Raw genomic sequence first — 13,126 nt, 5'->3', positions numbered from 1 at the left:
ATATATTTTTAAAATGTAAGTCTAAAACCATTTTCTTTTCTAGTTTTTTGAGACAGCACATCTGTGATTTCCCTAGGTTTGTTGTAAATAAACCTTAATTCTAGCTTAATTCATTAATTAAAGAATGTTTTGTATTGAAAAATTGCGCTAGAAAATGGTAAAATATACTAAGTCTATCTTAGAAGTAAGACAAAAGTGATGAATATAATGAAAAAACATAAAATAATTTTTAAATTTTTTGGGCAGACGCTACTTTATTTTGTGATATTTTTAGCCTTGCTTTATTTCTTTAATTATCTTGGCCAAGGTCAAGGTGGTTTTATCTACAATGAATTTTAGGAGCAGATTGTGACCAATTCAGTAATTAATGATATGATTGAAACGATTGAGTATTTTGCTCAGTCTCAACCAGATTTTCCAGTTTACAATGTCCTCGGAGAAGTTCATACTTATCATGATTTGAAAGTGGACTCAGATTCCCTTGCTGCAAAGATTGATAGCCTTGCGCTTCCTGAGAAATCACCAGTAGTAGTTTTTGGTGGGCAAGAATACGACATGTTGGCGACTTTTGTAGCCTTAACGAAGTCAGGTCATGCCTATATCCCGATTGATAGTCATTCCGCCCTTGAACGTGTGACAGCAATTGTGGAAGTGGCACAACCTAGTCTCATCATTGCAATCAATGAATTTCCACTGAAAGATAAATCGATACCAATTCTTGATTTAGCAACAGTTCAAGCAGCTTTTGCAGAAAAAAAGCCTTACCAGCTTACACATTCTGTTAAAGGGGATGATAATTACTATATCATCTTCACTTCAGGAACGACTGGAAAGCCAAAGGGTGTGCAAATCTCGCACGATAATTTGCTCAGTTTCACTAACTGGATGATTACAGATAAGGAATTTGCGACTCCAGAGCAGCCACAAATGCTGGCACAGCCACCGTATTCTTTTGATTTATCGGTTATGTATTGGGCGCCAACCTTAGCACTTGGAGGCACACTTTTTGCGGTTCCGTCTGCCATTACGCAAGATTTCAAGCAGCTATTTGAAACTATCTTGAATTTGCCGATTGCCATTTGGACATCAACACCGTCTTTTGCAGATATGGCGATGTTATCGGAAGATTTCAACGCTGAAAAAATGCCAAGCATTACGCATTTCTACTTTGACGGGGAAGAATTGACGGTTAAAACAGCACAAAAATTGCGTGACCGTTTCCCAAATGCGCGTATTATCAATGCTTACGGTCCGACAGAAGCAACGGTGGCTTTATCTGCCGTTGCCATAACAGATGATATGCTAGCAAACATGAAACGCTTACCGATTGGTTATACCAAACTAGATTCACCAACCTTTGTTATTGACGAAGATGGAAACAAGTTACCAAACGGTGAGCAAGGCGAAATTATCGTTTCTGGACCCGCTGTGTCAAAAGGCTATATGAATAATCCAGAAAAAACAGCTGAAGCATTCTTTGAATTTGAAGGGCTACCAGCCTATCATACAGGAGATGTCGGCACCATGACTGACGAAGGTTTACTTCTTTACGGTGGTCGCATGGACTTCCAAATTAAGTTTAATGGTTTCCGTATTGAGCTGGAAGATGTCTCACAAAATCTGAACAAATCCAAATATGTCGACTCGGCTGTGGCTGTACCGCGATATAACAAAGATCATAAAGTACAAAATCTTTTAGCCTATGTTATCTTGAAAGACGGAGTGAAAGAACAATTTGAGCGTGAGATCGACATCACAAAAGCTATCAAGGACGACTTACAAGATATTATGATGTCTTATATGATGCCTTCAAAATTCCTTTATCGTGAATCTTTACCACTAACACCGAATGGGAAGATTGATATTAAAGGTTTGATTAGTGAGGTTAACAATCGATGATGGATTTCATAAGACAGATTCCTCATTTGGAACCGTACGGGGATCCACAATATTTTGTGTATATCATTTTAGCTGTTTTGCCTATCTTTGTTGGTTTGTTCTTCAAAAAGAGATTTCCCATTTATGAGGCCTTAGTTAGTTTAGCTTTCATCATTTTTATGTTAATTGGACCTAAATTAACGCAAATCTATGCTCTACTGTTTTATGTTCTTTGGCAAATGCTTTGGGTTTGGACTTATAAAATTTATCGAAAAACAAGAGATAGTAAGTGGATATTCTATTTACATGTTGCGCTCTCTGTTCTGCCGCTTTTCTTTGTAAAGGTAACGCCAGCTATTTATGGTCATCAATCACTATTGGGCTTTTTAGGAATTTCCTACTTAACTTTCCGTTCAGTAGGAATGATGATTGAACTTCGAGATGGTGTGCTCAAAGACTTTAGTTTATGGGAATTTTTACGTTTCATGCTCTTTATGCCAACTTTTTCAAGTGGACCGATTGATCGCTTCAAACGTTTTAATCAAGACTATGAGAAGATTCCTGAGCGTGATGAATTGTTGGATATGCTTGAGAAATCAGTGCATTGTATCATGCTAGGTTTCCTATATAAGTTTATTTTAGCACATATCTTCGGCTCTATGATATTACCGCCTTTGAAGCAGTACGCATTACAAATGGGTGGTTGGTTTAATCTACCAACGCTAGGAGTAATGTATATCTTTGGACTGGATTTGTTCTTTGACTTTGCAGGCTATTCAATGTTTGCCCTTGCTATTTCCAATCTAATGGGAATTAAAAGTCCGATTAACTTTAATAAGCCTTTTATTTCGCATGATTTGAAAGAATTTTGGAATCGTTGGCATATGAGTTTATCATTTTGGTTCCGTGACTTTGTCTTTATGCGTCTGGTTACAGTACTTATCCGAAACAAAGTTTTTAAAAATCGGAATACCACTTCAAGTGTAGCTTATATCATCAATATGCTAGTCATGGGCTTTTGGCACGGAGTCACTTGGTATTATATTGCTTATGGACTCTTTCATGGTCTAGGACTCGTTATCAATGATGCTTGGGTGCGAAAGAAGAAGATCATCAATAAAGAGCGGAAAAAGAAGAATTTACCTCCCTTGTCAGATAACAAATGGACGCAAGTAGCGGGAATGTTTATCACCTTTAATGTTGTAATGTTTTCATTCTTAATCTTTTCAGGATTTTTGAATGATTTATGGTTTAAAAAATAAAAAGGAGTTCTCTAATGGATATAAAAGCAGAAGTATTGGAAATTATTGATGAATTGTTTATGGAAGATGTATCAGACATGATGGATGAAGATTTGTTTGATGCAGGCGTTCTGGATAGTATGGGAACAGTTGAATTGATTGTTGAATTAGAAAATCACTTTGATATTCATGTTCCAGTATCAGAATTTGGTCGCGACGATTGGAATACAGCTAATAAAATTATTGAAGGTGTAACGGAGCTTCGTGATGCTTAAACGTTTATGGCTCATTTTAGGTCCGGTTATCTGTGCCTTTTTGATGGTTGTAACCTTACTATTTTTCTATCCAACCAAGCAGCGACATGATTATCAATCTGAAAAGCGCTCAGCCGTTACCCTGACAGCAGGAAGTTTCAAAGGAAGAACACAAAAAGTACGTGCTTTAACAGATAAAAAGCATCGTTTTGTTCCTTACTTTGGGTCAAGTGAATGGTTGCGATTTGATAGCATGCACCCTGCTGTTTTGTCTGAAAAATACAAGCGGAATTATCGTCCATATTTTTTGGGACAACGTGGAGCGGCATCTCTCACACAATATTTTGGGATGCAACAAATGCTCCCCCAAATAGAAAATAAAACAGCTGTTTATGTGATTTCTCCTCAATGGTTTACAAAAAAAGGTTACAGCCCTGCAGCTTTTCAACAATATTTTAATAGTGATCAATTAACTAGTTTCTTGCACCAACAAGAAGGAGACATTGCTGCTCAATATGCGGCGAAGCGTCTCTTGCAACTGTATCCGACAGTAGCTATGAAAGATAATGTAAAAAAAGTCGCTGATAATCAGAAACTGTCAAATTTTGATAAACAGTACATTCGCCTTATAAGCCGCTTGAATAACCGCGAAGACGCTCTTTTTAGCTCCCTTTTTTCCGAACATAATGAGAATTATGAAAAATTAGTACAACCTCAGGTCAATCGATTGCCAGATAAATTTTCTTACTCAGATCTAGAGAAATTTGCGACAAGAGATGCTCAGAGGAATACAACAAACAATGACTTAGGAATTGACAATAAGTTTTATAAACATCGCTTGCGAAAGCGCATAAAGAAACTTAAAGGAACGCAAAAAAGGTTTTCTTATACCAAATCTCCTGAGTATAATGATTTGCAGCTTGTCTTGAATCAGTTCGCAAAGTCAAAAACCAATCCAATTTTTGTGATTCCGCCCGTTAATGCGAAATGGACGGCTTACACAGGATTGAGTCAGGAAAAATACCAACAGGCTGTGAAAAAAATTCGTTATCAACTGGAAAGTCAAGGATTCAAGAATATTGCTGACTTTTCAAACGATGGCGGAAAACCTTACTTTATGCAGGATACGATTCATATGGGATGGCTTGGTTGGCTAGCGTTTGATAAGGCTGTGAATCCTTTTATTTCAAATCCAAAACCAGCTCCTAACTATCAGATAAATAATCGATTCTTTAGCAAAGAATGGGCAAATTATAACGGCGATGCCAAGGATTTTAAATAATCATAAAAAGCTGAGAGAAATCTCAGCTTTTTAGAATGGGAGAAAGGGATGATACGACTTGTAAAAAGAGAGGATTTCTCAGTAGTTTTATTATGTCAGAACGTTTATGTTCCAGCACTTTGACAATTTTATTTACATCCAATCAAGATATAATCTTCAATGGCCTTGGCAACACCGTGCTGATTATTGGTTTGAGTAATAGCGGTGGCTTGAACTTTCACAGGTTCAGGGGCGTTTCCCATGGCGACTCCAAAACCAGCTAACTTTATCATCGGAAGGTCATTAAAATTATCTCCGATTGCCATGACTTGAGGAAGCGGAATTTGATAGTGTTGAGCGATTTCTTGGAGGGCATTTTCTTTGGAGACATTCTTAGCAGTGACCTCTAAGTAATTGTCTTTTGAAAGATAGAAAGCTGTATTGGGAAAATCAAGAGTTTGGAGATAATTGTAGAGACGCTGAATTATTGCAGGTTCATCAATCAAGAGAAGTTTGTGGATTGGGACAAGTACATCTAAGACAAGAATGAGTAGATTTTGAATTGTGGGGACTTCTCCAGTGATGTCAGCTTCAATCTGGATCCACTTATCAAAACGGTCGGCTAGCCAGTTCTTTCCAGAGTAGAGATTGATAGAAACTGTTGGAAATTCTTGCTTGATTAATTCAATGAAAGTCCGAATTTCTTTTTTATCCAAAGGGTGTTCAATGATAGTTTCATAATGTTGCGGATTACCTTTAATAACGAGAGCACCATTGTAGCAAGCTAAGGGATTATCACCAAGCCCTAGTTCGTGCGCGATTGGCTTCATACCAAGTGGAGAGCGAGCAGATGCCAAGACAAAGGGAATGTTTTTCTTCTTTAAAAGCGGAATTTGCTCTTTCAGATTTTTGTCAACCTGATGTTGGTCATTTAAGATGGTTCCATCAATATCACTGACAATCAAACGAATACTTTGGTTATTCATAATTGTATCCTCCGTAAATTTAGTAGATGATTTTTAAAGTGTCAGGTAGGAGTGTCTTGATTTCTGTAGTTGGCTTTTGGTCTGTAATCCAATAGTCGAATGAACTGATATCGCTTAAAATATAATTGGAATTTTTTTGCCATTTCTCCTGCTCGGCTAGCAATACTTTCGTTTGGCTATGTTGCATGACTAGTTTTTTAATATAGGCATCTTCAGCATCCTCATAGCTAACTTGTCCATTTTTCAAACTTGCTGCTCCAAAGAAAGCAATATCGAATTGAAGATGTTCTAATAATTCAGCTTCATTTAAGGAATAATAGAAGCGGTTTTTGGGATAGAATTTGCCTCCAAGTAGATGAAAATCAATCTGTTTCTGGCCACTAAGCATGATAGCATTGTCTAAAGAATGCGAATAAATAGTGTTTTTTTGATTCATCACTTGAGCTAATTGCAAGATAATTGTTGAGACGTCAAAATAAAGCAGTTGTTCTTCCTCAATCAATTCGTACGCTTTTTGAGCAATTTTTCTTTTTTCCTTGGTAAATTTTTTGCTACGATCATTGAAGGAGAGGATTTGTTGTTTGTTTTCTAAAGGAAGGATTCCGCCATGAGTCCGTTGTACGAGCTTGCGCTCATTTAAAATAGCAAAATCTCTGCGAATGGTATCTTTAGAAACGTGAAAATAGTCAACCATTTCCTTTGCAGAAAGCTGTCTTTTCTCTGCAAGTAATTCTAATATTTTATTTAATCGTTGTTCTTGATACATACTATTCCTCCTATGATTTCATTTTAGCATAGAGAGTAAGTGTTTTCAAGTTTTTTTAATGTTTTATAAGTTTTTTCGCAGTGCGATTCAACTGTAAAGCCTTAAGGCAAATTTAAGTTAACTTTCTTATACTATAGATAATCCTAAAAACCTTTTCTCATACTAATCTCCTAAAGAAAAAAGCAATCGATTGTACGGCCTTCAAAAGTTGGACAAATACGATTGCTTTTTTGTGTGAAATTCATGTTATAATAAGACCATGATTTCAAAAGAATTTCAAGAGCTGATGCGAGTAGATACAATTGCCACAGCAAAAGCCTTGCTTGGCATGCAACTTTGTTTGGATGGAAAACCCGTAGGAAGAATTGTTGAAACGGAAGCTTATCTGGGTGCAAAAGATAGTGCTTGCCATAGTGCGCATGGTAAACGCAGTCCGAAAAATGAATCTATGTATTTATCAGCAGGGCATTGGTATGTCTATCAGATTTACGGTCATCAGATGCTGAATTTAGTGACGAGGGCTGAAAATATAGCAGAAGCCGTCTTGATTCGGGCCTTGGAATTACCAGATGGTACATTACTTGCTAATGGTCCGGGGAAATTAACTAAATTTGTAGGGATTAGTAAAGCTTTTGATGGTCAGAATGTACAAGAATCACGTTTGCAACTGGCAGCCGATGCACTTCCTTTGCAAATTAGTTCACGTCCACGAATCGGCGTCACCTGTACAGATCATTGGCGAGAAGAGCCACTTTGCTTTTATGTAGCTGGCAATCGTCATGTGTCAAAAATTGCAAAAATAGGGTTATTACCAGATGAAGAAACATGGAGGAGAACACTTGATGACGAAAATTGAAATTTTTGAACAGGTTGTGGCGATGATGAAACAGGATTCGTCAACCAAAAAGGATCTAAAAGGAGCAGATCCAGACATGTATCGCAGGCAAATCACAAACGAGATGAAGGATGAGGATTTTCTTTATCAAATGCGGTGTTATCTGGCAAGTTTTGGAATCATTAGTCACGTTAGTTTTCATCCCAAACATCGGCAGGCACTAGGGTTTCGGCTGAGAAAATTTGAGAATCGACTATATGTACTGAATGCAAATCCTGATACGGACTTACGCGTTGCAGACCAGATAATTTTGATAGATAATCAAACAATTCCAGCATTTTATCAAGTGCATCGTGATTATTTTGTCAGTGAGACAGAAGAGCGCCAATATATGGAGTGGGCCTACTTTGTGGCTAAATCTGATACGGTGACCTTGCTGCGAAATGGGCAAGAGCAGACAATTTCAGTACAGGAAACAAAATTGACTACATACACTCCTGCTTTTGAATATAAACAATTATCAGAAGAAACTCTATATTTGAAAATGGAAAATTTCTTTGATGAAGAAGCCATTGCAAACTTATACCAAGAAAGTAGCTCGGCTATTAGCACAGCAAAGAATGTTATTGTTGATGTGCGTGTTAATCATGGTGGATCGGATTCGTTGTATTTTCCTTTATTGCAATATGCACTTTCTGATGGCAAAAGTTTTAAGGACGTGACTTTTTCTGATGATGGTATGGAAATTTTATATACTAAGCGTAATGTAGAACTGCGTTTACAAGATTTTCAAGCAATGCTAAGGCAAGAAGATATTTCGCCTGAAACTCGAAATATGCTGGAGCAGTTTATAACTGAATTGGCTGTCAATAAAGACAAGGGGTATGTACTTTATGATCAATCAGATGAAGCGATTTTACCAGATGTGATTGGACAAGAAAAACCAGAAAAATTGTTTATTTTATCGGATGTCTACTGTGGTTCATCAGGGGATAATTTCGTTTCGATGATGAAAGCATTTGACAAAGTTACCGTGATAGGTAGACCAACTCTAGGAATTTTAGATTATTCTAATTGCTGCACGGTGGATTTTGGCGATTATGAATTTGTATTTCCAACTTCACGGAGCCTTGCCGTTGATAAAGGACAAGGAATGAATGATAAAGGAGTGATACCAGATATTTTCATCCCTTGGACACCAGAGCATTTAGAGCGAGATATTGATTTAGAAGAATGTCTCAAACTTTGTTAAAGAAAAAAGAGAATGAAGCCGAACGTGTGATTTCATAGAAATCTAGTTTCGAATTTCATTCTCGTTTTTTTTTATAAAATTTTATCAGATTTTTCTACATAAAAGAGCGCAATAATCATGATGATTGTAAGAACAAGCAAAATGACGATAGCTGGTATCCAAGAGCGGAAAAAATCTGCACTGTAACCAAAGAGAGCTGGACCAAAAGCGGCAAGGACATACCCGCCTGTTTGTGCTAATCCAGATAACTGTGCGGTTTGCTCAGGACTGCTAGTTTTCATTGAAAAAGTAACCATAAGATAAGGGAAGAGTGCACTTACGGCTGTACCAATTAGAATGTTGATAATGAGCCAATACATAAAATTATTTGTCTGTATCAGTAACATGCTAATGCCGATAAGAGCGGATGATGATATTAGACCAAGCATGATGAGGCGATAACGAGGAGAGAGTCGAGTTGTCAAGCTGGGAATGGTCATTGAAAATGGCAGACTAATCAGATTAAAAACAGAAGCTAAAAATCCAGCAGAAGCATTTGAAATGCCAGCTTGTATGGCCATCGTCGGCAACCATGTTAGGCAAGTGTAAAAGAGTAGTGATTGCAGACCACCAAAAATAATAATAGCCCAGACTTTTTTATTTTTCCAAATAGTGTTGCCTTGACTTGATTTGTCTTTGCTGACTAAGTAGTGATTGTAGGAAGTATTTGGCAACCAAACTAAAAATGCTAAAAGACAGATGGCTGTCAGACAAAGTACCAACCCTTTCCATGAACTGGCTTCTGTTATGGGCACAGCAATAGAGGAAGCGATAGCTGTTGATAATCCCATAGAAGTGATATACATCGTTGTCAATAGCCCGATCCGATGCGGTTGATTGGCTTGGATGACGCTTGGAAGTAATACGTTAAGCACTGCAATGGAAGCTCCAATAAGAATGGTTCCCATATAAAGGAGTGGTAGATTAAAAATCCGAATTAAAGAGCCGATGGTAAGAAGAGCGAGGACAAGAGCAAACAGTTTTTCTAGCCCAATTTTACTCGCTAAACGCGCTGAAAATGAAGAACAGAGAGCGAACATGATCAAGGGCAGACTGGTCAAAAGACCAAGTGAGCTCACCGAAACATGAAGCCCACTAGCAATGTTCGTTAAAACAGTTGGAAGCGTTGTAAAAGGCGTCCGCAAAGCGACACCCACCATGATAATTCCTGGTAATAAAAAGATAGAATGTTGTTTTTTCATAAATACTCCTAAGGGGTTCTTAGAAAATTATACCATAGAAATAGCTGAAATTATAGCTCTATATTAGTGCATGAGCTCCAGATAGTAGGATGTAATAGTGGCTTCTTCAATTTTATTTCGTTGTCCTAGCCACCAAGTAACTGTTTCGATAAAAGTTGTTGTGACATAGTTTTTTAAAAATGGTTCTGGTAAATTAGATTTTTGTGTCAATAGCTTTTCGCGAATGAGAGGAAAGAGATAGTGTTCTAGCTCTAATTTTAAACGATTAATAAAATAGATATTTTTAGATAATAATAAAGTGGCTATTTTATCTTGATTTTTCCTGAAATGGTAAAAAATATGAGCTGTTGCATCAAAAAGCTCACTTGCTTGGTATCGTTCGACAAATGTATGTTGGAACAAATCTTGACACATTTCTTCAAGTAGTGCTTCTTTTGTCTCAAAATGAGCATAGAAAGTCGATCGACCTACATCTGCAAGGTCGATGATTTCTTGGACTGTGAGGCATTCATAACTTTTTTGATTTAAAAGAGTGATGAATGCCTGATAAATGGCTGCGCGTGATTTTTTAACTCGTCTATCCATCGTTTCCGAACAAATCTCCCTAAATGTACGCTATCAAACGAAGCATTAGATTTGTTTCTTGTTTCCTCCATTAAAATAGTAGATAATATAAGTGAACAAAGTGTTTTGTTTTGAATACATTATACAACAAATAAAATGAAATCTCAATGTGCAATTAGAAGGAGAAGATCATGAAATCAAGTAAAAATGTCTGGATTGCATTTCTGTTAAATTTTTCTTTTGCAATTATTGAATTTACCTTTGGTGTTCTTTTTAATTCTAGTGCTGTGCTAGCAGATGCGGTGCATGATACGGGTGATGCTTTAGCAATTGGCTTATCAGCATTTTTTGAAAGAATTTCCAATAGACGAGGTGATAGAAACTATACATTAGGCTATAAACGGTATAGTTTACTGGGAGCCATGTTGACCTCTACCATTTTAATAGTGGGTTCTATTCTTATTCTGGTTGAAAATGTTCCTAAATTATTTGCACCTGAACGGGTGAACTACGACGGTATGCTTGTCTTAGGCATTTTTGCAATTGTGATCAACTTTGCAGCTAGCAGGGTGGTTAGTCATGGACGTACACACAATGAATCTATTCTTAGTCTGCATTTCCTAGAAGATATTTTAGGTTGGTTGGCTGTTATTTTCGTATCCTTTATTCTTCGTTTTACAAACTGGTATTTTCTTGATCCGTTGCTTTCGCTCATCATTTCGACCTTTATCTTAAGTAAAGCACTACCAAAGTTTTGGGAAAATGTTCAAATCTTTCTTGATCACGTACCGAGTGATGTGAATTTGAACGATCTTTATGCAGAAATTCAAACAATTGAGAATATCCAAGCAATAACTCAGTTAAATGTTTGGACAACCGATGGACTAGAAAAATTTGCGATGATTCATATTTGCATGAAACATCCCGAACAACAAGCAGAAACTCAACAGCTTATTCGCCAACATCTTAAAATATATGGAATTAAAAAAGTCACCATTCAAGCAGATGAAAGTTTAGATGAGCATGAAGAATGCTGTATTGGTGGAGAGAATGAGGAATGAGGAGAATAAAAATGGAGCATTCCGCTGTTAAGGAGTTGTTGAAAAGTGTTAAATCTGTTATCAACAAAATTATTATAATCAGTTAAAATTCAGCTATTTTAGATTTCTTGATATGATTATAAAAATAGAAATAACAATAAGACTAGCTAAACTTATCAATAAAATCTCAATGTTATTAGTAAAGATATTTATTACTTGAAGAACAGATACGGAAGCAATAATAAAAAGTATTGCTTCCATAAGTTTAGTATTTCGTAATTCATTAAATTGATATTTTTCTTTAATTAAGTCATATTCCTCTTGCTTTACTTTTTCTACATATTCATCGTGAGTGAAATCAGAGTGCTCTTTAAGATGATTAAAAAGTTCAAAAATAGGTCTATAATTAAGTCGGTACATAAAAATATATGATTTTTTATAATTGTGAGCCCATTCATTAAAATTAATAAGATGTTTTTCGTTTGAGAGGTGGAATTTTTCAAGTCCGTCCATAATAGTTTCTTCAAGGCAAACTAATTGAAAAAAACGGGGTAGCAGAAGCCAAAAAGAAACTAGCTTGTTGTAGAAAATTGAACTCAAAATTATTAGAATCATTGTTATTCCAAATGATATAATTAGCGCCTTTGTTTATGTAGTTAATGTATTCTAAATCAAAATAGTCTGCTATGTAATATTTTGATTTATTCATAGAGGATAGAGCATGCGAAGTATATGGAGCATTAATCATCCAAGTATACAATTTGTCTTTTTTAAAGAATTCTAATTTATTCATATCTTTCATATTGGTAATGAAGTGGAGTGTAAAAAAACGTTCGCTTAATTGAATTCCTCCGTTTATTAAAGATAATTCTTTTTTTATATAATTTAAAATATCATCTAACTGTTGAGAAGAGTTCAAAGAGTATGCTTTATTTTTATTTTTAAAATCAGGAAAGAGTTTGGCTATCATTTTGGTATACGGGTGTAGAAAATCGATGTTATAAAAAGAATCTCTCAAATCTTCAAATAAATCAATTACTATTGCCCCATTTTGATATACGGTAAGTGTGACAAAGTAGAGGTATATTTCGCTCTTTTTACCAAATTCTATAAGAGGAGTGAAGATAAATTTAATAAATTGATTACCTTCTGCGTTATTTAACCAATTTTGCTTTTCCTTCTCAAGTTTAATAAAGTATAAGTCAAGATAGTCATTAGTCTTTTCATCAATCGCTTCTTTCAAATGATGTATCTCAGAGGGAATATTCCAAAATTCATTTTTTTTAGCAATAAGTTGACTATCTTTGGTACCTATTAAAACCATTATTGTGGCTGGATGATTCTTAAATTTTTTAGTAATAATTTGTGTTAATTTTTTATTATTAATTTTATATAAGTCTGTACTTAACATATAAAAAGAAGTTATTTTAAATTCTTTGATTTGTTTAGAGACTTCAGAAATTTTTTCTCCCCAATTATTATTTATAGGCTTCTTCATATTAAGCTCCTTAATGTTTTTCAAAATAATTATATCAAAAACATTCCCCTATTTGATATGAACAATCATAATCAGTTAAAATTCAGTTATTTTCCTAAAATAAAAAGAAAAAAGCCTTTGAAACGTTGATTTCAAGGACTTTTGGCTCACTTAATTATTTAACTTCAGTAAACACAACGTGCTTGCGAAGTTTTGGTGAGTATTTCTTCAATTGAAGACGGTCTGGAGTGTTACGTTTGTTTTTAGAAGTAAGGTACAAGCGTTCACCAGATGCTTTGTGTTCAAGTGTAATATTTACGCGCATGATAGC

The 13,126-nt window shown here is 35.6% G+C and carries 15 protein-coding genes; 8 read left to right on the top strand and 7 right to left on the bottom strand.

The genetic code is table 11. The annotated features are described in order from the left end of the window. The first annotated feature begins 207 nt into the window (after positions 1–207). From PCY71_RS10580 to dltD, 5 genes are read left to right on the top strand one after another with little or no spacing between them, the layout of a single operon-like run. On the top strand, positions 208–339 hold the full coding sequence (locus tag PCY71_RS10580; protein WP_003026731.1) for a teichoic acid D-Ala incorporation-associated protein DltX: 132 nt from the start codon (positions 208–210) through the stop codon (positions 337–339). Positions 340–348: 9 nt separating this feature from the next. Further along, positions 349–1,899 (top strand): D-alanine--poly(phosphoribitol) ligase subunit DltA, encoded by a 1,551-nt coding sequence (dltA, locus tag PCY71_RS10575; protein WP_048800942.1) that lies wholly within the window; start codon positions 349–351, stop codon positions 1,897–1,899. After that, on the top strand, positions 1,896–3,140 hold the full coding sequence (gene dltB / locus PCY71_RS10570) for a D-alanyl-lipoteichoic acid biosynthesis protein DltB (RefSeq protein ID WP_301412586.1): 1,245 nt from the start codon (positions 1,896–1,898) through the stop codon (positions 3,138–3,140). Before dltA ends, dltB begins: the two co-directional genes overlap by 4 nt. Positions 3,141–3,154: 14 nt before the next feature. Then, complete coding sequence (gene dltC / locus PCY71_RS10565) at positions 3,155–3,394, top strand: D-alanine--poly(phosphoribitol) ligase subunit DltC (protein ID WP_301412585.1); 240 nt, start codon at positions 3,155–3,157, stop codon at positions 3,392–3,394. Further along, positions 3,387–4,655 carry a D-alanyl-lipoteichoic acid biosynthesis protein DltD gene (gene dltD, locus PCY71_RS10560; RefSeq protein WP_301412584.1) on the top strand — a complete coding sequence of 423 codons (1,269 nt, stop codon included), beginning with the start codon at positions 3,387–3,389 and terminating at the stop codon, positions 4,653–4,655. Before dltC ends, dltD begins: the two co-directional genes overlap by 8 nt. A 128-nt stretch (positions 4,656–4,783) precedes the next feature. Here dltD and PCY71_RS10555 read toward each other — a convergent pair whose 3' ends face one another. Then, positions 4,784–5,620: a Cof-type HAD-IIB family hydrolase gene (locus PCY71_RS10555; protein WP_037598325.1), complete on the bottom strand. Its 837-nt coding sequence runs from the start codon at positions 5,618–5,620 to the stop codon at positions 4,784–4,786. 19 nt (positions 5,621–5,639) lie between these two features. Continuing rightward, a complete protein-coding gene (locus PCY71_RS10550; protein WP_301412583.1) occupies positions 5,640–6,386 on the bottom strand; it encodes a DeoR/GlpR family DNA-binding transcription regulator in 747 nt (248 codons plus the stop codon). Positions 6,387–6,645: 259 nt separating this feature from the next. On the opposite strand from PCY71_RS10550, the gene PCY71_RS10545 reads away from it, so the two are divergent. Beyond that, positions 6,646–7,242, top strand: a complete 597-nt coding sequence (locus PCY71_RS10545) for a DNA-3-methyladenine glycosylase (RefSeq protein WP_003071561.1) — start codon at positions 6,646–6,648, stop codon at positions 7,240–7,242. Beyond that, a complete protein-coding gene (locus PCY71_RS10540) occupies positions 7,229–8,473 on the top strand; it encodes a S41 family peptidase (protein ID WP_301412582.1) in 1,245 nt (414 codons plus the stop codon). Before PCY71_RS10545 ends, PCY71_RS10540 begins: the two co-directional genes overlap by 14 nt. Before the next feature lie 71 nt (positions 8,474–8,544). Here PCY71_RS10540 and PCY71_RS10535 read toward each other — a convergent pair whose 3' ends face one another. Both PCY71_RS10535 and PCY71_RS10530 read right to left on the bottom strand, forming a co-directional pair. Further along, complete coding sequence (locus PCY71_RS10535; protein WP_003071559.1) at positions 8,545–9,714, bottom strand: MFS transporter; 1,170 nt, start codon at positions 9,712–9,714, stop codon at positions 8,545–8,547. Between the two features lie 63 nt (positions 9,715–9,777). After that, on the bottom strand, positions 9,778–10,299 hold the full coding sequence (locus tag PCY71_RS10530; RefSeq protein WP_003071558.1) for a TetR/AcrR family transcriptional regulator: 522 nt from the start codon (positions 10,297–10,299) through the stop codon (positions 9,778–9,780). Positions 10,300–10,469: 170 nt separating this feature from the next. Here PCY71_RS10530 and PCY71_RS10525 point away from each other — a divergent pair, with 170 nt between their 5' ends. Next, the gene (locus PCY71_RS10525) at positions 10,470–11,339 is read left to right on the top strand and encodes a cation diffusion facilitator family transporter (protein WP_006269331.1); all 870 of its coding nucleotides are present in this window, start codon (positions 10,470–10,472) and stop codon (positions 11,337–11,339) included. Positions 11,340–11,432: 93 nt separating this feature from the next. On the opposite strand, the gene PCY71_RS10520 is transcribed toward PCY71_RS10525, so the two are convergent. From PCY71_RS10520 to rpmG, 3 genes are all read right to left on the bottom strand, one after another. Then, positions 11,433–11,831 carry a hypothetical protein gene (locus PCY71_RS10520; RefSeq protein WP_301412581.1) on the bottom strand — a complete coding sequence of 133 codons (399 nt, stop codon included), beginning with the start codon at positions 11,829–11,831 and terminating at the stop codon, positions 11,433–11,435. A 10-nt stretch (positions 11,832–11,841) separates the two neighbouring features. Then, positions 11,842–12,816: a hypothetical protein gene (locus tag PCY71_RS10515; RefSeq protein ID WP_301412580.1), complete on the bottom strand. Its 975-nt coding sequence runs from the start codon at positions 12,814–12,816 to the stop codon at positions 11,842–11,844. 154 nt (positions 12,817–12,970) lie between these two features. Continuing rightward, positions 12,971–13,120, bottom strand: a complete 150-nt coding sequence (gene rpmG / locus PCY71_RS10510; protein ID WP_003026692.1) for a 50S ribosomal protein L33 — start codon at positions 13,118–13,120, stop codon at positions 12,971–12,973. Positions 13,121–13,126 lie beyond the last annotated feature (6 nt).

The organism is Streptococcus sp. SN3 (assembly GCF_030439905.1).
This window is presented reverse-complemented; position numbering and strand designations above follow the sequence as displayed.